Source organism: Gimesia sp. (assembly GCF_040219335.1).
GTDB lineage: Bacteria > Planctomycetota > Planctomycetia > Planctomycetales > Planctomycetaceae > Gimesia.
This window is the reverse complement of record NZ_JAVJSQ010000040.1, coordinates 1-21,797: the sequence shown is the minus strand read 5'-3', so window position 1 is coordinate 21,797 and position 21,797 is coordinate 1. Positions and strand designations below refer to the sequence as shown.

General features: G+C 52.4%; 17 protein-coding genes. 11 read left to right on the top strand and 6 right to left on the bottom strand.

The genetic code is table 11. From position 1 onward, the window contains the following. The first annotated feature begins 130 nt into the window (after positions 1 to 130). From RID21_RS28415 to RID21_RS28385, 7 genes are all read left to right on the top strand, one after another. Positions 131 to 460 carry a hypothetical protein gene (locus RID21_RS28415; RefSeq protein WP_145042046.1) on the top strand — a complete coding sequence of 110 codons (330 nt, stop codon included), beginning with the start codon at positions 131 to 133 and terminating at the stop codon, positions 458 to 460. Positions 461 to 1,054: 594 nt separating this feature from the next. After that, positions 1,055 to 1,393, top strand: a complete 339-nt coding sequence (locus RID21_RS28410) for a hypothetical protein (RefSeq protein ID WP_145042047.1) — start codon at positions 1,055 to 1,057, stop codon at positions 1,391 to 1,393. An 83-nt stretch (positions 1,394 to 1,476) separates the two neighbouring features. Next, positions 1,477 to 1,812 carry a hypothetical protein gene (locus RID21_RS28405; RefSeq protein ID WP_350194861.1) on the top strand — a complete coding sequence of 112 codons (336 nt, stop codon included), beginning with the start codon at positions 1,477 to 1,479 and terminating at the stop codon, positions 1,810 to 1,812. 702 nt (positions 1,813 to 2,514) lie between these two features. Then, positions 2,515 to 2,838, top strand: coding sequence for a hypothetical protein (locus RID21_RS28400; protein WP_350194859.1), 324 nt, complete (start codon positions 2,515 to 2,517; stop codon positions 2,836 to 2,838). A 788-nt stretch (positions 2,839 to 3,626) separates the two neighbouring features. Further along, the gene (locus RID21_RS28395; protein ID WP_145042051.1) at positions 3,627 to 3,956 is read left to right on the top strand and encodes a hypothetical protein; all 330 of its coding nucleotides are present in this window, start codon (positions 3,627 to 3,629) and stop codon (positions 3,954 to 3,956) included. A 76-nt stretch (positions 3,957 to 4,032) separates the two neighbouring features. Then, on the top strand, positions 4,033 to 4,371 hold the full coding sequence (locus tag RID21_RS28390; protein WP_145187812.1) for a Flp family type IVb pilin: 339 nt from the start codon (positions 4,033 to 4,035) through the stop codon (positions 4,369 to 4,371). A 415-nt stretch (positions 4,372 to 4,786) separates the two neighbouring features. Further along, positions 4,787 to 5,122 carry a hypothetical protein gene (locus RID21_RS28385; protein WP_350194857.1) on the top strand — a complete coding sequence of 112 codons (336 nt, stop codon included), beginning with the start codon at positions 4,787 to 4,789 and terminating at the stop codon, positions 5,120 to 5,122. Between the two features lie 167 nt (positions 5,123 to 5,289). On the opposite strand, the gene RID21_RS28380 is transcribed toward RID21_RS28385, so the two are convergent. From RID21_RS28380 to RID21_RS28370, 3 genes are all read right to left on the bottom strand, one after another. After that, positions 5,290 to 5,472, bottom strand: a complete 183-nt coding sequence (locus tag RID21_RS28380; protein WP_350194855.1) for a hypothetical protein — start codon at positions 5,470 to 5,472, stop codon at positions 5,290 to 5,292. A gap of 138 nt (positions 5,473 to 5,610) precedes the next feature. After that, entirely contained in the window at positions 5,611 to 6,951 is a 1,341-nt protein-coding gene (locus RID21_RS28375; protein WP_350194853.1) for a hypothetical protein, read from the bottom strand. 406 nt (positions 6,952 to 7,357) lie between these two features. Continuing rightward, complete coding sequence (locus RID21_RS28370; RefSeq protein WP_350194851.1) at positions 7,358 to 7,984, bottom strand: nucleotidyltransferase family protein; 627 nt, start codon at positions 7,982 to 7,984, stop codon at positions 7,358 to 7,360. 116 nt (positions 7,985 to 8,100) lie between these two features. On the opposite strand from RID21_RS28370, the gene surE reads away from it, so the two are divergent. From surE to fhcD, 4 genes are all read left to right on the top strand, one after another. Continuing rightward, positions 8,101 to 8,895 (top strand): 5'/3'-nucleotidase SurE, encoded by a 795-nt coding sequence (surE, locus tag RID21_RS28365; protein WP_350194849.1) that lies wholly within the window; start codon positions 8,101 to 8,103, stop codon positions 8,893 to 8,895. A 223-nt stretch (positions 8,896 to 9,118) separates the two neighbouring features. Then, positions 9,119 to 11,167: a PAS domain S-box protein gene (locus tag RID21_RS28360; RefSeq protein WP_350194847.1), complete on the top strand. Its 2,049-nt coding sequence runs from the start codon at positions 9,119 to 9,121 to the stop codon at positions 11,165 to 11,167. Positions 11,168 to 11,171: 4 nt separating this feature from the next. After that, complete coding sequence (locus tag RID21_RS28355; protein WP_350194845.1) at positions 11,172 to 11,810, top strand: response regulator transcription factor; 639 nt, start codon at positions 11,172 to 11,174, stop codon at positions 11,808 to 11,810. 85 nt (positions 11,811 to 11,895) lie between these two features. Next, entirely contained in the window at positions 11,896 to 12,825 is a 930-nt protein-coding gene (gene fhcD, locus RID21_RS28350) for a formylmethanofuran--tetrahydromethanopterin N-formyltransferase (protein ID WP_350194843.1), read from the top strand. A gap of 9 nt (positions 12,826 to 12,834) precedes the next feature. Here the strand turns inward: fhcD and RID21_RS28345 are convergent, their stop codons facing one another. The 3 genes from RID21_RS28345 to RID21_RS28335 form a co-directional block, all read right to left on the bottom strand. After that, on the bottom strand, positions 12,835 to 15,711 hold the full coding sequence (locus RID21_RS28345) for a 2-oxoglutarate dehydrogenase E1 component (protein WP_350194841.1): 2,877 nt from the start codon (positions 15,709 to 15,711) through the stop codon (positions 12,835 to 12,837). Between the two features lie 391 nt (positions 15,712 to 16,102). Further along, complete coding sequence (locus tag RID21_RS28340) at positions 16,103 to 16,474, bottom strand: DUF3467 domain-containing protein (RefSeq protein ID WP_350194839.1); 372 nt, start codon at positions 16,472 to 16,474, stop codon at positions 16,103 to 16,105. Positions 16,475 to 16,860: 386 nt separating this feature from the next. Next, positions 16,861 to 21,797: cadherin-like domain-containing protein (locus RID21_RS28335; protein WP_350194837.1), on the bottom strand; the 4,937-nt coding region annotated here is incomplete at its 5' end.

The window sequence follows — 21,797 nt, the reverse complement described above, 5'->3', positions numbered from 1 at the left end:
CACTCAATCGATTCGCTGCTGTCCCCCCGGCTTCAGCCCCCGGGGGAATTCTGAACCGACCTTGATGTCTCTCCCGATTCAGAAATGAATCAAAAACAAAACTCTCTATCTCAACAGAGGAACTCAAACAATGTGGAAACAATTTTTAAATGACGAAGCTGGTTTCGTGATCTCTGCGGAACTGGTACTGGTACTGACCATCGCTGTCCTGGCCATGATTGTCGGCCTGAGCGAAGTTGCCGTCGCCGTGAACACTGAACTGAACGATATTTCAAACGCAATCGGAGCTCTTAATCAAAGCTATGCCTACACCGGCTTCTTAGGAAACGGTGGAAAATCAAAGAGCTATTACGCCGGTTCGCGATTTGAAGATGCTGTCGATGACTGCGACTTGAACACGACCTGTGACCTGGTTACGGGAGTTCAGTTTGTAACTGCCAGCGAAGCAACCATCAGATAAATCTAACTGAGTACGTTAAGCTTGAGAGCTGATCGAGACGGACACCGGAAGAGAACCTTCTCTTCCGGTGTTTGATTCCACAGGCCGAATTTTCTGCAACGGCACATTTGTTGTTTTTTTGAAACACCATTTGTAAAGCCGTGTTTCAGTTTCCTTACACTTCTTGACGCCCCTCCCTGCTGAACATCGTCATGCCATCCGCAGTTTTCAGCGATAAACTGCAACAATAAAACGTGTTAGTAACAAGACTCCTTGTTTACGAGTTCTACCGTTTATAAAGATTCTTCCTTCGGCATGTCCTGTGCAAACATCCCAACACTGCATAGAGGAATTGTGTAATCAGACCTTTAGCAATAGGGGTTTGAGTCATCTAGTGAGTTCAGAGTGAACCGGTTCTCTGAATTTCAACCTGCATGACAACCAGTTCCTGGCCATCAGCGGTTTGGTACAGCCACTCGGGCTGTATTGATTCTCGTTGGGCTTGTGCATAAGTGGTGACGCACGCGGCGTGGCTGCTGTCTCTCGCGATCATGATATCTCGATCAGGATCGGAAATAATCTCTTTACTCTCAAGTAAAAACAAGGAACTCTGACATGATGAATCAATTCTGGAATGATGAAGCTGGTTTCGTAATCTCTGCGGAACTCGTTCTCGTTCTCACCATCGCTGTGCTGGCCATGATCGTTGGTCTGAGCGAAGTTGCTGTTGCTGTTAACACTGAACTGAACGATATTTCAAATGCAATCGGCGCTCTGAACCAGAGCTATGCCTACACTGGTTTTGCAGGAACTGGTTCTGGCGGTGGAAAATCTAAGAGCTTCTACGCCGGTTCTACTTTCTCAGACGCTACCGATGACTGCGACCTGAACACCACTTGCGATCTCGTAACTGGTGCTGGTGCTGTTACCGCTTCTGAATCAACCACTCCGTAATCCGAATTCGGTTAGATCAGTAAATCCAGGCTCTGTTCGGGACATCCCTGGACAGAGCTTTTTTCATAAAGGGCCTGTCAAATATGAAAAACTTCTGGAATGACGAAGCTGGTTTCGTAATCTCTGCGGAACTCGTTCTCGTGCTCACCATCGCTGTACTGGCCATGATCGTCGGACTCAGTGAAGTCGCGGTTGCCGTGAACACGGAATTGAATGACATTTCCAACGCGATCGGCGCACTGAATCAGAGCTATGCTTATACCGGTTTTTCAAGCGTTTCACCCATCGGTGAAAAAGTGAAAAGCTCTTACTCTGGTTCAAGCTTCATAGATGCTGTCGATGATTGTGACCTCAATACGACATGTGACCTCGTGACAGGCGTTGCAGCCGTCACTGCTTCTGAAGCTACGACACCGTAATTTCAGAATAGATTTCTACAACTGATTCTGGCTCTGTTTGGGATGATCCTGGCTCCGTACGGGACATTCCCCGAACAGAGCCTTTTTTTATGGATAGCCAATTGATGCAAGAAATGAATATTAGAAAAACCTGAAGTTGAGATCAGGGGAACTGGTGCAGACCCGCGAGGCCCGGGCGATCAGCGTGGGCCAGTTTCAAGTCGTCGTCACGGTCTACAACCTGATCCCAAGCTCTCTCTGAGACCTGCGGTTCTCCGAACTGACACGATCGCTGCATGAGAACTCGTGCTGCCCGTTGCTGGAAAAGCGAAATCGATGCTGTGAACCGGATTCCCGCTTTTCAGATGTAATTTTGATTTTGACCTTTATTAAACGAGTGATCTGGTCACGCGCAGCGCTGCCGTTTCCATTGCTGATTCTGCAAAGATCGCAGTTTCAGATTTTACAACAGACAAAACCGACTCTGGCTCTATTTGGGATAGTTCCGACACCGCGCGGAACCATCCTGATTAGAGCCTTTTTTATTTGGCCAGGCTGAAATTTCAGCGTGGGTCTGAAAATGCGAATTACGCAGTCCACTCCAAAGGAGTCATGCGACTGCGCACTGAAACCTTGAGAGTGAGAGAAAGAGAAAGAGAGAGCGTTTTTTTCAGGGCTCCGCGCGGAGTCCATGCTGAACTGTTTTTTTGAAAGGGCTGAAAGATGAAAGCGTTATGGAATGAGGAACACGGATTTGTAATTTCTGCGGAACTGGTACTGGTGATGACTATCGCCGTGCTGGCCATGATCGTCGGACTGAGTGAAGTCGCGGTCGCCGTGAACACGGAACTCAACGATGTTTCGAATGCCATCGGGTCGCTGAACCAGAGCTACGCCTACACCGGGTTTCTGGGGAGTGGTGGTAAAATCAAAAGCGGGTACACCGGATCCCGCTTCACCGATGCGACTGATGATTGCGATCTGAATACGACCTGTGATCTGGTCGCGACCAGTCTCACCACTTCAGAATCTGCCGGCGACCGATAGTCGCAGCGAGACAAGCTGAATAACTGGCACAGCCAGCATTACCCCTAAACTCGTGTCTCTGCAGCATTTACAACGACTGCAGGGGCCCGATGTTTAAAAAAAAACTCATCGTGTTGCCTCCTGGTTTTACAGTCTGTTCAGATCCATTGATAAATTCTGTTGCCGGAAATCAACCAACCGAACTTTTCCCGATCCAGATCTCATTTTGTGGCTGATTTCTGTAAACAGCCATTTGACCTACAGTTATAGCGATTACGCATCCGCGTTTCCTTCGCACCACCGCCCCTGCTGCCCCCCGGCAACATCCCCGTCCATCCGTTTCTGGCACACCTGCTGCGTTAAGAACTTGCCGTAACCGAAACGAAAACAAAATTCATAACTGAAAAGAAACAATCGATTCGCAGCGTTGTGACCCGTGTTGAGGCTTCTTCAAATTCTTGCGACTTGTCCCCGAGAGAAGAAGAGAAGCAACTGCATTGCATGAAGGTGAGAGAGCATTCAATGCGTATGGTGTCCATGACATCATGACTGGGCTTCCTTTGCTCCGCGGGTCATAACGTGCGTTTAACAAAATTTTTAAGCCTACAAATCTGCAGTTTGTGCCGTGAAATGCACCGGCCAGTGCATTCCACAACTGTGCCTGAGTGGAGCGTTGTCTCCGAATTGGGTCACGACCTGGTTATCGCGTCCGCTTTAACCAGTAACTAGTCGCGGAAGGTCTTCCCCTGGGAGACCCTTCTGCAAATCAGTCTCTCATTAAAAAGTTTAAAACCAAGGAACTCACTAGAATGTTAAATCAACTTTGGAACGATGAAGCAGGTTTCGTAATCTCAGCTGAACTGGTACTCGTACTGACCATCGCTGTTCTGGCTATGATCGTCGGCCTGAGCGAAGTCGCTGTTGCTGTCAACACTGAACTGAACGACATTTCAAACGCAATCGGATCTCTGAACCAGAGCTACGCCTACACCGGCTTCGCTGGAACTGGCGGAAAGAACAAAAGCCACTACGCTGGTTCTATGTTCAACGACGCTGTTGATGACTGTGACCTGAACACAACTTGTGACCTGGTTACCGGTACAACTGGTGTTACTGCCTCAGAAGGCGTAACTCCGTAATTTGATCTCTCATCAAAATTACACGCTCTGCCCGGATTCGTCCGGGCAGAGTTTTTTTTCGACAAGGGGATAAAACATGTTGCGGGCCTTATGGAAAGATGAGCGTGGATTTGTCATCTCAGCGGAACTGGTACTCGTGCTGACCATCGCTGTCCTGGCAATGATTGTGGGATTGAGTGAAGTCGCGGTCGCTGTGAACACGGAACTCAACGATGTTTCCAATGCGATTGGCGCTCTGAATCAAAGTTATGCTTATACCGGTTATGCGGCCACTGCCACTTGTGACGGTAAACACAAAAACTATGTTGCAGGCTCTCTGTTCAATGACAATGCAGATGACTGCGACTTGAATACGACCTGTGATCTGGTGACCGGCACCAATGCAGTGACGGCTTCCGAAAGCGTCACACCCTGATCTGTTCTGCTGCGAAGCGAACATGAAATTCAGACACTCAGAACCGATGGGACGTCCAGCGGTTCTTTTTTTACGCTTCGTCCTGCTTACACTTTGTTTAAACTTTCTGTTCAACCCTGTTAACAGATTCCGAAATCCGTCCTGCGTGGCCTGACCGCGCCTGACGATGAGTCACTTCGTCCTAAATCATTTCTGTATAAACAGATACTCTTTCGTTTTCCCCGCCTTTCACCGACACTTTCCGGCAAACTGGCACGTCTCCTGCATTAATGTGAGGCAGGTAGAGCAGTTTGAGTTAAATCACTCAAGCCCTCTGCTGACAGAAATTACTCTCTCACAATCAATCTCTCTCACATAGCTGTTCATGATCGCAAGTCGGGACAGCGCACACTACCAAAGTTAAGGGGACTCTCTCATGTTGCGCGTAATGCACCGTTTGTACAATGATGAAGCCGGTTTCATCATTTCAGCCGAATTAGTCTTGGTCTTAACCATTGCCGTCCTGGCGATGATTGTTGGACTGAGCGAAGTTGCCGTCGCCGTGAACACCGAATTGAACGATGTCTCCAATGCCATCGGTGCGTTAAATCAGACCTACGCCGTCACCGGTTTCTGGTCCGGTTCACGTGGTAAAACCAAAAGCTACACCGTCGGCAGTGAATTCGATGATTCCTTCGATGACTGCGATCTGAACACCACCTGCGATATTGTCTGCGGAGCGGAAGGCCTGCAGTCTGAAGGTGGCTGGTAAGACATGACCGGGGTCAGACTATTCTGACTCTGAAAAGAAAACAAAAACACCGAGGCAGGTTTCGAAAGAAATCTGCCTCGGTTCTATTACCTGGTCTCAGATAGAATCTCACATAGATTTGTGCCTGATCCGGACCTCAAGATTGTGTCAACAACCGGTTCTCTGCTTCAAAGACAATTCCAGAGGTAGAGATCTTCTTCACGCTCCAGGGCAAGCTTTGAGAGCCGGCACAGAGCAGCAAGCAGGTCCTGAAGATCCTGGTCGTTATCGTAGGGAACTTCACTGCTTTCCTTCCATTTCTCAATCACCGCCGTCATCTCGTGTGCTTCTACGTCGGCCAGTGCTTTCACCAAAGACTCGGGAAAGATGAACGTAATCTGATCGTAATCAATGTCAGGGTCACCAGCAGTCTATAGCAATGAAAAAAGGCAGGTTTCGGATGAAACCTGCCTTTGTGCGTTCACAACACTTGGGAATCGTCAGACCGCTTAAGCTGAAACCTGGGGTTTAGCAGGAGCGGATTTCGGATTCGCTTCGGGTTCCGGCTCGGGAGTCGGAGCAACCGGCTTGTTTGATCCCCGGTTCTGGGGAGCAGGAGACAGGTCGCAGTTTCCGGTCGAGCAGGCCGAAGTGGTCGGGCAGACGGTGGTAGGCACCATCGTGCAGACTTCGTAAGGCACCTTGCGGGCCACACACTTGGCAACATAACGTGTGCAGGTGACTGGTACCTGTTTGGGTACGCAACGGGCAACACGATGTGTCACGGTGTAAGGCACTTTGCGAGTGACACATTCAGCCACTTTGCGGGTGCATTTTTCCGATACCATCCGGCAGGTCTGTACGGGTACTTTACGTACTTTTTCTTCACAGACCCAGCGGCAGGTTTTGTACGGAACCTTCTGAGCAACGGTTTCGGTTACCCAGCGGCAGGTCCGGTAAGGTACCTTGGTCACAACGACTTCAGGAACCATTTTGCAGACCTTTACAGGTACCTTGTTGACGATCACTTCCGGAACGTAACGAGTTACCTGAACCGGGCAGTTCTGACGGACAACCTGAGGCACATACTTTGTGCAGGGTACCTGACAGGCAACGCGGCGCAGTCTCCAGACCTTGCGGCAATGAGTTTTGCCGGGAACCTGAACCATCGTCATCCGGGGAATACCACAGGCGTCGGTGGTCCAGCAGGGACGGCAACGTCCTGGTTTCTGAACCTGACGCGTTTCCCAGCCCCCCTGCAGACGGTGAACCGTCCGGTAGGTGGTCACAGGCTTCATGACGGTGTAGCAACGCTCCTGGTTGATCGTTTCCGTCACAGGACGCATGACCGTCTGGCGGCATTCCTGTTCGATGGTTTCGACAACCGGACGCATTACAGTCCGACGGCACTCTCGCTCATTGGTTTCCCAGACCGGTTTCTGCACCTGATAGCTGCAGTCACGGTACGCAGTTTCAACGATGGGACGTCGCACGGTGTAACGTTCTTCGCGTTCTGCAGTCTCGTATACGGGTTTTTGAACCGTATATTCGACATCGCGATAGACCGTTTCGTTGACCATACGATAACAGGTTTGCTGTTTGTCTTCGTAAACTGTCTCGTATTCCGTACGATAAGCCGTGTACTGCTGAGGTTCCATAACCTGATCGTACTCGGTCCGATAGCATGTTTTCCGCTCGACTCGGCAAGCAGTGTAACAGGCAGTCGGCTGGCAGGCAGTGGTCGGACAGCAGTTGTAGCTAGCTGCGCCAAAGTACCTGCAGGCTTGTGCGGAATCGTTGACAGCCAGCATCGCCACAGCGGCGAATGCCAGGGCCAGTGTTTTTCTCATTATTTCCCCCTCCAAAAAAGTTCGTCACATGATGAAAGCGTGCGTTTTCCGATTTTTCATTTCATACATGACTGCCTGCATTATTGACATCACCTGAAAAAAGATGCAAATCAAAAGCTGACGTCCCGTATGGAAAAACCAAAATCACAGCGGGTTGTTCTATTTAGCACTCAAGCATAGAACAAATAGCTTTGGCAACTTGAGGAAAAAAGGGTGATATCGCCCTTTAGTCAAGAGGTCGATTGGCAGCGCTGTTTATAATCGTTATCACCTGCAAAGTTTCACAAAAGCAACATCAGCGCTGCTTAAACGACTGCCATCACTCAACATGTGTCATGAAAACCACACGCCAAATCAGCTTGAGACGCCTTACACCCCATCACATGCAGATATCAAAACGCGTTGATCATTCAAAATCGGTCGCATAACGCGCGCGAACCGCTTCCAGATCAGCGGGGGTATCCAGGTCGATTAATATCTCCGGATCCTCGCATTCCCAGAGCACCGGCGCGGCACTCCCCTCTTTCCAGAGCGCATTGATTCCCTGCGCGGCTCCCAGTTGAAAGACCTCGCGCGCCACCGACCAGCGAAAAAATGCGGGGTGCCCTTTCTTCCCTTCAAAGGAAGGAATCAGAATCCGCGCATCACTCTGCGACCAGACTTCGCATAGCCGCTCAATCAGCGTCCGTTTAAGCACCGGATGGTCTGCGGGAATGAGCAGCCAGCTGTCTTCTGCGGTGGGTGCATAGTGCGTTTCAATCCACTGCAGTCCCACCTGCACACTGGCTTTCATATCCGGCGGATCGACCTCCGGTTGCACCAGTTCCACGTTCTCTCCAACCAGGTGCGACGCCAGCGCCTCATCTCCACCACGGGCCACGATGACCGTGCGGGTGATCCAGGGAGTCGCCAATCCGTGAATCAGCCTCTGAATGACCGTCTCTCCCCCCAGAGAGAGCAGCAGCTTATGCGTTCCCATCCGCCGGCTGTGTCCCGCGGCTGGAATCACCGCAAACAGTCTGCGTGGTGTCATAAAATCGTCCCTTCGGCTAAAATAAGATGCGACGTTTCTGACGCAATCATTCAAGGGAACGGCTTCCTCTCGGGAAAGCCGTCAAACCTGTTTTCATAGAGAGTCGAGGTAGTTTCGTGCAAATCCTGTTAACCAACGACGATGGTATCCATGCCCCGGGTCTGCGGAGCCTGAGAGCCGCACTCACACAACTGGGAGACGTGGAAGTCGTCGCCCCCCTCGCTGAACAGAGTGGCGTCGGCTTGAGCATCACTTATCTGCACCCCCTGATGATACATCAGGAATTCGAGGGAGAAAAGCATTGGGGCTGGGCGGTCGCCGGCAGCCCCGCGGACTGCGTCAAACTCGGTATTCTCGAGTTCTGCTCACAGAAACCAGATCTGATCGTCAGCGGTATCAACTCTGGTTCGAATGTCGGCATCAATGTGCTTTACTCCGGTACGGTCGCGGGCGCCATCGAAGGTGCCTTCGCCGGGATCCCTTCAATTGCCGTCTCCGCAGCAAGCAGCTTCTCGAATGATGTCAAACCGGATTACGATCGCTGGGCCGAACAGAGCATCCCCATCATCCGTCAGTTAATGGCGCAGCAGGAGACATCCGCTGACCGTTTATGGAATATCAACTTTCCCGAAACCAGACCCGAATGGCCCTGCGGCGTCAAATGGGCCTCCCTGGGCGTCAAACGCCACTTTGATGTGATGGAAAAACGCATCGATCCTCGTGGACGTCCCTACTTCTGGAGTGGCCTGGATCCGATTATCAATCATCAGCTCGAAGCAGGTACCGATATTAAAGAGCTCTCGGAAGGCTACGTGACTGTCACGCCGCTTAAATATGATATTACCGACCATGAACGGCTTAACAGTTCCGATAATACACCGGGACAGAATTTCGATCTTCCCCCCGCTTAACCGCGGAAACACAGGTCCCGTCAGGGGGACAGCGACCGCAGTTTGACAGTCGATCCCCTGTCAGGGTAACATTACCATTGGTGAATCTGTCTGAGTTCCGCTGCTGTGCTGCTGAATTCCTGTTTCGCCGGTACTGTTGAAATCACTTCCGAAACGATATCCAGACGCCCCGTTCGCGCTCCGCCGTCGCTGAGATCAGAAAAGGGGAAGTGAGAGGTGAATCGTGGATCAAACCAGACCTCAGGATCAAACCAGTCTGACCTCTCGTCTGCTGTCAGAGACATTCCCCGAAATTCAGACTCCCGATTTCCTGGAAAAACTTTCGGACGACAGCCATCAGCTGCTCCGTAAAATCCTCTCGATCACCCCTTTTATCATTTCAGCCGTCGATAGCCAGGGAATCGTCACCCTCTCCGAAGGGGGCGGGCTCACCAGGCTCGGTTTCGAACCCGGAGAATGGGTCGGCAAATCGATCTTCGCTGAATTCGCTGACGACCCGGATCTGATCGATCTGTTCCAGCGGACCTTGCACGGCGAAAAACAGCGCCATGTCAGAACAGTGGGTGAGCAGACCCTCGACGTGGAATACACGCCTCTCTATAACGACCAGCAGGAAATCGCCGGATTTCTCTCGGTCGCCGTCGATATCTCCGAGAAAGTGGCATCACAGGAAGAACTGCGGCGTTCCGAGGAACGTTTCAGTACCATCTTCCAGGTCAATCCGATCGCGATGTGCATTACGGAAATCGACACCGGTATCTTTATCGAAGTCAACGAGAACTTCCTGACGGCCCTGCAATGCACGCGGGAAGAGATCCTGGGAAAGAGCGCGTTCGATATCGGCTTCTGGCCCAGTAAAGAAACGCGTCGCCAGATGATCGAGCAGGTTAAAAGCGAAGGTACCGCCCGCGAGCTGTACTTCGATTTTATCATTCCCAACGGAACCCGGCTCTGCACCATGCTCTCAGCGGTCCAGATTTATTTCCGCGGCGAAACCTTTCTACTCTCCTGCGTGAAAGATGTGACCCGCGAACGGGCGGCCCTGGATGAACTCGAAAAACTCAATGAAAACCTGGAAGCCCGCGTCGCTGCACGCACCGCAGAACTCCAGCAGGCTCACGCCAGTCTCAATGAAGAATACACCAAACGCAATCGTCTCTATCGGGCACTGCAACAGACCGAGGCCCGCTGGCGTTCGCTCGTAACCAACGCCCCGGACACCATTCTCACCCTCGACATCGATGGCACAATCCTGTATCTCAACCATCCGCTCGCAGACCGGGCCATGGAAGAAATCATCGGATCCTCCATCTATCAATTCCTGCCTGCCGGGGACATCCAGAAAGCCAGAACGATTCTCAAACAGGTGTTCCAGACCGGAAAACCACAGGAGATGGAAACCGAAGGCGTCTCATCCTCAGGCCAGAAATACATCTACTCCTGTCGTATCGGAGCAATGGTCAGTGGCGGGATTACGATCGCAGCCATGGTCATCGCCACCGACATTACGCACCAGAAACTGGCCGAACAGGAACTGGTCCGACGCCGCGCAGAACTGGCACACCTCTCTCGTCTGTCGACGATGGGCGAACTTGCCGCCGAACTGTCACATGAACTCAATCAGCCGCTGGCTGCCATCAACAATTACACCAATGGCTGCATCCGCCGGATTCGTTCGGGCATTACATCACTCGATGATCTGATCGAACCACTCGAGGAAATGTCGCGTCAGGCTCAGCGCGCCAGCGAAACCATCAAACGCCTGCGGCGTCACGTGCAAAAAAGCGAAGTCGAACAAAAGATACTCGACATCAACCTGGTCATCGAAAATTCGATCGCCCTGCTCCAGCATGAGATTCAGCGGAACTTTATCAGCCTGCAACTGGAACTGAGCCCCAAACCACTGCGAACCATCGGCGATGCGATCCAGCTGGAACAGGTACTCGTGAATCTGCTGCTCAACGCCATTGAAGCCATGTCCGAACTGCCGCCCGAACAACGGAAACTGCTGATAGAATCGGATCTTCACATCAACGATAATCTTGTTATTTGCGTGACCGACAGCGGAATAGGTTTGAAAAAAGGTGAAGAAAATTCTATCTTCGAAACATTCTACACAACTAAACAAAAAGGCCTGGGCGTTGGTTTGTCCATCAGCCAGACCATTGTCGAAGCGCACGGGGGAAAACTTTACCCCCGTCGCAATAAACAGGGAACGAGCTTTTTCATTGAGCTTCCCTTAGTAAATGGAGATAAAAGTGGTGGTGGCTGAAGCTATGACAACCCAACAGGAAGCAACCGTATTTGTCGTCGATGACGACCCGGCAATTCGCAAATCACTCCGCTGGCTGATTGAATCGGTCGGGCTCAAAGTTCAAACCCATGAACTCGCCAGCGAATTTCTGGAAAGTTATTCTCCCGATCACCCCGGCTGCCTGGTACTCGATGTCCGCATCCCCGGTATGAGTGGTCTCGAACTGCAGGAGAAACTCAGGGAACGGGGCTACGACATTCCCGTCATCATCGTCTCCGGTTACGGAGATGTTCCCATGGCTGTCCGTGCCATGAAAGCGGGAGCCGTTGATTTCCTGGAAAAGCCGGTCAGCGACCAGGTTCTGCTGGATTACATCCAGAAAGGCATTGAACGCGATATCCAAAACAAGGCGAATCGAGAGCAGAACAAAGAACTCGTGGAACGCAAAGCGACACTCACCCGGCGCGAAAATGAAGTTATGAAATATGTCGTCTCGGGTTTCTCCAGCCGCGAAATTGCAGAGAAGTTGAATGTCAGCTTTAAGACGGTCGAAGCCCACCGCGCCAAGATCATGAAGAAAATGCAGGCGAAAAGTGTTCCCAAGCTGATCCAGATGGAACTGCAGATCCAGGGAAGCCCGACTCCGACTCAGGAACGCTGACCCTTTGAATTTTGCGACCGATCCGCCATAATCAGAAGCAGGATTTATTGGACAACACAGTTTTTATCAGCGTCCGGGCACGAACTTGAATACTCAACCAGAACTGGCATGGAACGACGTTCCCGTCTGCGACACATTTGCAGAAGCATTCACCACGGTCGGAACCCGCATTATTGTGACCGCGGTCTCCGAATCCTGGGTCCGGATCGCGGCAACCGAAGTCACCGGTTACGCCACCAGTGTCATCGCCTGTGATGCCGAAGCCGGCGTCGAAAAGTTCCTCTCCCCTGAAGAGAGCCCCGATGGACGTCCCGGCGTCAGCCTGATGTTCTTCGCCTTCAGCCGCTCTGCACTCGAGAAAGCAGTCACCAATCGTGTGGGGCAATGTATCCTGACCTGTCCCACCACTGCCTGCTACGCCGGCATCCCGGTGACAGATCCCGAAAAAGCCCTGGCTTTGGGTAAACAGCTCCGCTTCTTTGGGGATGGGTTTCAGATCTCGAAGAAATGGGATGACCGCCGCCTCTGGAGAATTCCCGTCATGGATGGCGAATTCGTCTGCGAAGATCGTGTCGGCTCCTTTAAAGGAGTCGCCGGGGGCAACCTGCTGATCTGCGCGACGAACCAGTCTGCAGGTCTGCTCGCAACCGAAGCGGCTGTTACCGCCATGCAAGCCGTCGACAATGTCATACTCCCTTTCCCGGGAGGCATTGTCCGCAGTGGCAGTAAAGTCGGTTCGAAGTATTCTGCGCTCAAAGCCTCTACGAACGACGCCTACTGCCCGACCCTCCGTGCCGAGACCAACTCTGATCTACCCGAAGGTACAGGCTGCGTCTATGAAATCGTCATCGACGGTGAAACATTCGACGACGTCCAACAGGCGATGTGCAACGGCCTGCAGGCAGCCACGCAGTTACCGGGACTGCTGCAGATCACAGCGGGCAACTACGGCGGCAAACTCGGCAAACACCATTTTCATCTGGCCGAAGTCATCGCTGAACTCAAACGGAGATAGTCTCCGGGACTAAGAGTCGTCCCGGAAACTTTCTGTAAGCAGCATTTCCTGTTCGAACTGATGGCTGCGTCCCGAGCCTGTTGCCGGGCTGGCACTCGCGGGACGATAAACCCCATGCAGCGGATGGCGCCCAAACAGGTTTCCTTTGAATCGGCAGTAAATAAATCGCCAGGCGCCCATGTTTTCCGGCTCTTCCTGAACCCAGTAAACCGGGGTTCCTTCCGGATAGGGTGCCAGGGCTGCTTCCAGATCTTCATGGGGCACCGGATAAAGCTGCTCGATTCGCACGATGGCCACATCGTCACGTTCAGTCTGTCGACGGCGTTCGTTCAGATCATAATAGATCTTCCCGGTACACAGCAGAATCCGTTTCACATTCTGCGGATTCAGATCGCTCGTATCGCCGATGACCTTCATGAAGGAACCAGAAGTCAGCGAACTGAAACTGGAAACCGCATCGCGATGTCGGAGCAGACTCTTGGGAGTCATTACAATCAGAGGCTTACGCCACTTGCGGATGACCTGACGTCTGAGCAGATGGAAGAACTGGTCCGGCGTAGTCGGTACCGCAATCTGAATATTACTTTCAGCCGCCAGTTGCAGGAAGCGCTCGAAGCGGGCACTGGAGTGTTCCGGTCCCTGACCTTCAAAACCGTGAGGCAGCAGCATGACCATGCCGCTGTAGCGTTGCCACTTGTCTTCTGCACTGACAATAAACTGATCGATGATGACCTGAGCCGCGTTGACGAAATCGCCAAACTGGGCTTCCCAGATAATCAGACCATCGGGACAGTCCAGGCTGTAACCATAGTCGAAACCTAAAACCCCTGCTTCGGAAAGCGGGCTGTTCACAATCTCGACGGTGCCCTGCCCTGAAACCAGGTGCTTGAGCGGTGTGTACTTTTTACCGGTCTTCACATCGTGCAGTACGGCATGACGATGGCTGAAAGTACCACGCTGTGCATCCTGACCGCTGACGCGAATCCGGTAACCCTCGGTCAGCAGTGATGCGAATGCCAGGGCTTCTGCGGTTCCCCAGTCCAGCTTTCGCTCTCCTGCGGCCATATCCTTACGGATCTGCAGTAAGCGTTTGATTTTCTTGTGCGGCGTAAAACCATCGGGCAGTTCGGTCTGTTTCAACAGCAAATTAGACAGACTCTCCGCGGGAACTCCGGTATCGATCTGATCCGCGGGCAGTTCTTTTCCGCCGCGATAACCGGTCCAGATCCCGCCGGGCAGTTCGACCTTGTGAGGATAATTCTCAACCCGGGCTGCCGCCAGTTCGGCTTCCAGATGGGAAACACTTTCCTCCTGTAACCGGTCGGCATCTTCCTCGGTGACCGACTTTCGTTCCAGCATCCGCTGCAGGAAGCTGTCGCGGACAGACGGCCGCTTGTCGATCACATCGTACATCAGGGGCTGAGTGAATGAAGGCTCATCCCCTTCGTTATGCCCACGACGACGATAGCAGTACATGTCGATGACCACGTCCCGATGGAATTCTTTGCGGAAGTCCATTGCCAGACGGACAACCTGGGCCACTGCTTCCGGATCTTCGCCGTTGACGTGGAAGATGGGAATCTGCAGCATCTTGGCCACATCGGTCGCGTAGGTCGAAGAACGGCTCTGAGCGGGGTCGGTGGTGAAACCGATCTGGTTATTCACGACAACGTGAATCGTCCCCCCCGTACGGTAGCCCCGCAGTTCGCTCAGGTTCAGGCTTTCCTGCACCACGCCTTCGCCGGCAAATGCAGCGTCACCGTGAATCAGCAGCACCATCCCCTTGGTCCGGTCAATGTTGTGCCAGCGATCCTGTTTCGCCCGCATACGTCCCATAGCAACCGGGTTCACGAATTCCAGGTGGCTCGGGTTGAAACAGAGCGTCAGGTGGACGTTGTGGCCGGATTCGGTCATCCAGTCCGAGCTGTAACCCAGGTGGTATTTCACGTCGCCGCGACCCACGCTCATTTCCGGAACCGAATCTTCGTATTCACGGAAAATCTCACGAGGTTTTTTCCCCATGATATTGGTCAGCACGTTGAGACGACCGCGGTGGGCCATACCGAATACGATTTCATCGACCCCCTGCTCTCCCGCTTTTTCAATCGCCAGATCGAGCAATGGAATCAGACTTTCGGCTCCTTCCAGCGAGAAGCTCTTCAGGCCGACATACTTTTTCTGAATGAATTCTTCAAAGCCGACGGCGTCGGTCAGGCGACGCAGAATCCGCAGGGCTTCGGGACGTTCGAACTTGAGGAAGTTCGCCGTACTTTCCATCCGGGTCTGCAGCCACTCCCGTACCCGCAGACTGTCGATGTGCATGAATTGCGCACCGATCGATCGGCAGTAGGTGTTCTTCAGCCACTGTATCATTTCCCGCAGCGTTCGCTGTTTCGGACCACCAAAAGTGGAGGTCGAAAAGACGCGGTCGTAATCCCGCTCCGAGAAATCGTAAAACTCGGGCATCAGTTCAGCCGGTGTTGCCCGCTTTTTTCCCAATGGATCGAGCGATGCCAGGATGTGTCCCCGCACGCGATAGTTACGGATCAGCTGGTCCAGACGTTCCTGCCGGTCGGCGATTTTCATTGTCTGGCGATCGACGGCTTCATTCCGGACGGGTGACGGTGGATTGAACATCGAATGCCGTTTGAATGTGGGACCAAAACCTGGCTTGCGTTTGCGGGCCGACTTCTGGGGGAACCTGGCAAAATAATTTCGCCATTCCTCGCTCACCGAACTGGGTGACTCCAGAAAGCTCGTATAGAGGTCTTCCACGAAGGTTAACGATTCCGAGCTTAATTCGTTAATTAAATCTTCGGGCAGCGAACTTTCGCTCTGCCCGTTGCCGTCATGGTAGGACGAAGCGGGATCTGGTTTATCTAACATTCTGCCCTCTCCGGGCTGTAATTAAGAACAACCGACATACGCCTCCTGCATCTCAGGAAACCTGAAAGAGCAGGAGTTCTGTCGCAGTTACGGTTTCGAAAAGATACTACTTCTACGATATCCTATAAGATCTGAGATTGAAAGCGCATCACTCCAGACCTCTTGCAGTATCATAAATAAAGTTAGCAAACTGCTATTCGCTTTCCTACTCAACCGCTGCCAGTCTTTTATTCAATTTTTCAGGAAAAACCAGAATATCAGTCACCCGACGAGCAAAGGGAAAGCCCCAGCTCCGCTTCCCGACAGCGCACTAAAAAACCGGCTCCGTTACACCAGGTAACGGGCCGGTTCGATAGATCGCTGCCCGAAAACTCAGGCTGTCATCAAGAGACTAGGTCTGCTGCTGACGCACGACGCGTTTCCGGATGTCTGTTTCCAGAACACCGAAGGCCTGCTCATGCCGCTGCAGAGCCATTGAGAGAGCACTCAACAGTCGCTTGGCTGTGTAGTGATTCAGAATGATCCGCTGTCCCACAGTGATTTCAGTGTTGGCGGGATCCAGTGGCTGCGGGTTCAGTCCCAGGTCCAGAATCAACTCTTCTGGAGTACTGGAAACGCGACAGAAATTGGCATAGCTGGCAATGACGTTTGCATCATTCACCTTGACCTGCTGCTGCTGCTGAGCGGGGGCCTGACCTTGAGCCTGTTCTGCAGCTGCTTCTGGTGTTGCTTCAGCTGGTTTGTCATCTTTCTTAGCACTCACGCTTGATTTCTCCTCAATGTTACAAAATCTGAAGAAGTTATTGGTTCCGGATATGGGAACTGTACGGACCGGAGATGAAGAGCTCCTGCAGTGACAGGCAGTTCATCCCGGTAAAAAAAGATCAGTTCGTCCCGAGTTCCCTCAAGACACCTGAAACATAACATCGGCCTGTTCACTATTCAAGAACAGAAACCTAAGTCTTTCAAACTCTTACGAGACAGGGCATCGACCCTGACGAAAATTACTGTATGTTGTCAAAAAGCAACTCAATCGCCTATCTCACCTACAACAGCCAGTCGACGTTGCACTTATGAAAAAAGGCCCTGATATGTCATCATACGTCACATATCAGAGCCTGCTGAATTTAAATTCAGTGAATTAGCGATTTAAAGTATGGGACCTGCCCAGTTTGAGAAGACTGCATCAAAGTCGCCATCTCCATCCTGGTCCAGTCCTGTCAGCTGCCAGTCGGCCGGATCCAGCTCACTCAATTCGTGACCCAGAATCTCGCCAGACTCGATAATCGACAGGCCGTGTTCCCGCAGCGACTGAACGAATTCTTCATTCAGACCTTCCAGCAGTGTCAGATCCAGTTCACTCGGATCTGCTCCCTGGGAGAGCTGATTTAAGGTGTTCCAGACCTGATTCCAGATCACAGGCAGATTCGAGCCTGCAGGGTCACTCTGGCTTCCAGTGGCGTCGAAGCTGACCTGAGCCAGTTCGACCAGGGGAGCCAGCGGCTGGATTGCTTCAGGCAGAACCGTTTCATCGCTGCCTGTCAGAGGCAGATTTGCCATCAGCGGAGCGTTGACGCCCACCAGAATCTCGAAGTCGCCAGAAGCAGCCGTCTCATGAGCAGTCTGCAGAATCAATGCATCCAGAATCGAAGGCAGTTTCCGCACACCCGGATCCAGTGTCGCGTTCATGACGTCGCCATCATGTACCGAATCATCCAGGTGCAGGCCATCGTCTGTCAGCGTTGCTTCAAATCCGTTGCCGACGAAGCTCAGCGTACCACCTACGCCCACCTGAATGTGGCTTTCGAATGGTGCATAAGTATCTGTGAAGCCGGCAACGTGACCGATTTCATGCAACAGCACAGTTAACAGGTCGTAGTGACCCGCTGCCTCGGAATTGATGTCAGCCGTGTAAGACACGCCCCCTTCCAGCTCGCCACCACCAAAGGCAGTTGTCGAGATGTCAGAGTACCAGCCCAGGCCGGCGGCATCGTCGTCCAGTGTCACAATCCCCGCGACAGGTCGGCCCTGCTCGTCGACAGCGGTGATCTGGCCTTCACCCAGTTGAGTGCCGCCCAGGTCGGTGATCACCAGCTGGATATCCAGAGGCTCATCCATTCCCAAAGCGTCCTGCCAGATGCTCAGTGCCGTATCCATTACCTGATCGATCGAAGAGTCACCACTGATGTTGGTGGTCTTACCATACCAGCGTTGCAGGAAGTTCGACGGGTAGATCACATCGCGATTCCCACCCTTCGAGACACCGTAGTTGGTGGCAAAGAACGTCAGGTCTTTGAAGTTGACATCACCACTCTTATCGGCATCCAGGGCCCAGACATAGGGTGAATACGTATCGAGCACATTCTGGTTGTAAACCGAAGCCAGAATCGTCAGATCCTTGAAGTCAATGACATCATCATCATTCACATCATAGGCAATCGCCCACAGGTCTGTTTCGGGAGCATCGCCCACCAGCAGGGTGGTTTCTGCATCCCCTGTCAGGCTGACACTCACATTGCTCAACGAGAGCCCCAGGGCATGTGGACCGATGAATTTATCCTCGAAGTCAATCGAGACATCATCCTGCTCCAGGGATTCAAATTTCACGCGGGCCAGCAGCGCCTTCTTGAGGTGTCCTGCTTTCTCGTATTGAGCCGTTCCACTCAATCCGGTTACGACGCCGGTGGCATCATCAATGATTGCCTGTCCGTTGTCAGCAAACGCGGCACCAAATTCAATCGCTGTGGCGGTGAAGAAATCGGTGTTGTAATTCAGATCGGCAATCGCTGCAGTAATGCCCTGAGCATCTGCCGTTTCAACGTAGATTTCCACCCAGAAGGAACTCCACTCATCGATCCAGGTATCGCTGGTCGGCAGACTGCTGGTCTGACCATAGGCATCCAGCTGGGTCTGATCACGGACGACCGCCAGATCGACGGCTGTCCCGTCTTCCAGCGGTGCATCAGTAATGACAGCCTGGGTTCCATGCAGCGGTGCTGCACCATTCTGTACTGTGATATGCAGGTCATAGCTACCCACATCCGAAGGATCAACGCCCGTCGGACGTCCTGCGGTATCCGTTGGATCATACGAAACGGGGTCATCAGTGTCGTTATAGGCACTGACACCGATAAAGAAATTACCCGCACTTCCCGTAGTGTTGGTGTAGGTTACATAGGAATCAAAGTTGGACAGGAAACTGACAAAGTTTTCATCCGGGGCCAGATCGTCATCCGAGTAAGCCACTTCGTTTCCGGCTGCATCAAAGATCCGCACCACGCTGTCCAGTCCTGTCTCGAACTGGCTGGCGTCGATGTCCACGATCACGCTGTCACCAGCGTTCAACTGCACCTGGAACATATCGACATCCAGCAGCGGATCGGCGATGGAAGTATTATTCCCGATGCCGCCATAGAAGGTCTTGGTCCCCGTGGTAGCTGCTGAAGAGGAGTCTAACAGGGTGTCATGAGCCGTGCCGATTGTGTCTCCATATTGATCGGTCGTCTCCTGATCCACGAGGAAGCGAGCAGTCGCGTAGCCGGTCAGTTTCAGCTCGACAGGATATCCCGCTTCGGTGTTGAAGTTGAGCACACGGCTGACAGGTATCACCAGTTCATACAGACCGGTGGAAATTTCCGTCAGTTTAGCCTGGCTCCAGCCAGTCAGACCGGCTGGTACGCCTGCCCCTGGATCGAAGAAGGCCATCGTTTCACCAGCTGTGGACTCGACCGTATCACTGGCAACAAAATTACCAAAGGCCGGCACAACCAGCATGGAATAGAGGTCACCATTGGTCAGTTGCCAGTCCTCGGAAATGTTGAAATTACCGTTGCCATCCAGAGCCTGCGTACTGGAGAGTACCTGCACCAAGGCATCCCGAATGGCAACTGACAGGTCAGCAGGGTTACCAGTCCCGCTGAAATTCGGTAGCACTCCTTCCAATCCGAAATCAGCCAGTTCCTCTGTAGTTCGGTCATTATTCGCTGCTGTGCGATCGGGCAGGGCAAGTCCAGACGGGTTAACTTCAATAAACGAATCAAGAATCTGAATCGTGGAAGGATTATCCACGTCGTCGAACAGGACATCCAGGCGACCACTCACGGTCGTACTGTCCAGCCCCAGATCCTGGGGAGTCAGCGTAACCTCTTGCCCATCGATAGTGATTTTACCTTCGATGTTAATGTTGGTCATATCCGTCTGAATCAGGAATTCGGAGGTCCCGAAATGTGACACCGAAGTTCCGATGATATCAATCTGGCTCAGATCGATGGCAGTACTGCGATTGACCGAATCTTCACCGGGAGTGATGTCAATAGTATACTCAACCGGGTCGGCGTCTGCCGTCGGGGCATTTGCGGTAAATGTCGCGTATCCCACCCGGGCATAGTAACCGTCAGCCATACCTTGTAAGAAAGTCAGTCCTGATATATCTTCAATGACTCCGTTGATCGTATCAATATCCAAGATACCACCAATGGCCCGGAAGGCACTCGCCTCTCCCGTGGCTTCAGCTGATTGAAATTGTGCAGCCGTTGTGTCATCCCATAACAGATCAAACAGAACAGACGTGATCGAGGAATTTTCGGTCGTCTGAGCGGCCAGAACCTGTGCCAGTTGATCACTGATCCAGATTTCAACATTGTAGCTGGCCCCCTCGACATACTCCGTCGTTTGAGCAGGCAGGTCGCTGATATCATCTAACTCGGGAGAGACCGTAATGTTGGAGTTAGCAACTTTGGCGATATCAGATAAGCTTACTCGTTCCACCCGAATTGCCAACTCGCCATTATACAGCTGATCTACAATCGTGCTGCTCAATCCGCTGAAGGTGCCGTGCAGGCTCTCGTTCGACATATCAAAAGTTGGACTGTCATCCACATCACCCGGATTGGATGTGTAGATCGTATGAACTATGGTATTGCCGTTAACCAGTCGAATCGCTTCCACATCATCATCAGTGGTGACGGTTTCTGATCCATCAAGGTCCAGATCCAGGTAGTCAGCGAGATAGATCGAATAATCCAGGTCCGTATTTCCATTGGTCAGATGGAACACACCACCTCCAGGAGTCCCCAGGGCTCCTTCGGCACGGAAGTACGAGAAGTCACGACCGCCGGAAAGAGTCGGCGTAGCGATCAACCGGATTTCCATGGTTTGCTGCGGGTCAGGAATCAACTGGAAGGTCGGCTCAAACGTGGGTGAAATCCCATCAGTCGACTCGGCACGCAGTGTGATATCCGTAGGCAGTCGTTCCTGGTTAGAGGCATAATCAGTGAACGTGATTTCCAGGATGTTATCGGTGATGCTCACACTTTCGACCCAGAAGTTTGCTGCAAACGAACCACTGCTGAGCAGGGTGTAGGTGATGTCATCACTGGCATCGGGATCATTAAAGTAATTATCCAGATCAATGGTCACCGTCGACAGACCGTCGCTGTAAACATCATCCAGCGGTGCGGTCTGAACCAGGTCCTCGTTCGTACCGGTAATCGTCATCGTGACGGTGGCGGTATCCGAACTGCCGTTGCCATCGCGAATCGTATAAGTAAACGTATCCGTTGCCGTATCGGTGGGCAGAATCAGGCTGGCGAACTGACCGTTCGGATTGTAAGTGAGTGTACCGTCCGCCTGCAGCGTCACGGTCGCCCCGGAATCGAGAGTGATTGCATTGCCGACGATCGCGGTTTCCGTCCCCAGCGTGGTATCGGTAATTTTAAAGACCGACAGAATATCATTCACATCCGGGTCCAGATCGGGGCCATTGCCGTTATCCAGACGCACATCAAAGTTCAAAGAAACATCTTTGGATGTGGTCACGTCGTCGTCAACGGCGGTAACAGGATCGTTGACACCGGTTACGGTGACCGTGACTGTGCCCGTATTACTTACGGCACTATTTGAATCGGTGGCAGTGTAAGTGAAGGTCACCTGGCGGGTTTGACCGACGGCCAGGTCCTGGAAGTCAGTCCCCGGATTGAAGGTAAAACTGCCATCTCCGTTTGAAGAAGCAGTTCCTTCACTCGGCTGAGCGGTGATTGCATAGACCAGGCTGTTGGCGTCGTCGTCACTGTCCACATCATCGGCCA

Coding starts and splice junctions, on each gene's coding strand:
- RID21_RS28415 (WP_145042046.1), top strand. CDS start 131: ATGTGGAAACAATTTTTAAATGACGAAGCTGGTTTCGTGATCTCTGCG.
- RID21_RS28410 (WP_145042047.1), top strand. CDS start 1,055: ATGATGAATCAATTCTGGAATGATGAAGCTGGTTTCGTAATCTCTGCG.
- RID21_RS28405 (WP_350194861.1), top strand. CDS start 1,477: ATGAAAAACTTCTGGAATGACGAAGCTGGTTTCGTAATCTCTGCGGAA.
- RID21_RS28400 (WP_350194859.1), top strand. CDS start 2,515: ATGAAAGCGTTATGGAATGAGGAACACGGATTTGTAATTTCTGCGGAA.
- RID21_RS28395 (WP_145042051.1), top strand. CDS start 3,627: ATGTTAAATCAACTTTGGAACGATGAAGCAGGTTTCGTAATCTCAGCT.
- RID21_RS28390 (WP_145187812.1), top strand. CDS start 4,033: ATGTTGCGGGCCTTATGGAAAGATGAGCGTGGATTTGTCATCTCAGCG.
- RID21_RS28385 (WP_350194857.1), top strand. CDS start 4,787: ATGTTGCGCGTAATGCACCGTTTGTACAATGATGAAGCCGGTTTCATC.
- RID21_RS28375 (WP_350194853.1), bottom strand. CDS start 6,951: ATGAGAAAAACACTGGCCCTGGCATTCGCCGCTGTGGCGATGCTGGCT.
- RID21_RS28370 (WP_350194851.1), bottom strand. CDS start 7,984: ATGACACCACGCAGACTGTTTGCGGTGATTCCAGCCGCGGGACACAGC.
- RID21_RS28355 (WP_350194845.1), top strand. CDS start 11,172: ATGACAACCCAACAGGAAGCAACCGTATTTGTCGTCGATGACGACCCG.
- RID21_RS28345 (WP_350194841.1), bottom strand. CDS start 15,711: ATGTTAGATAAACCAGATCCCGCTTCGTCCTACCATGACGGCAACGGG.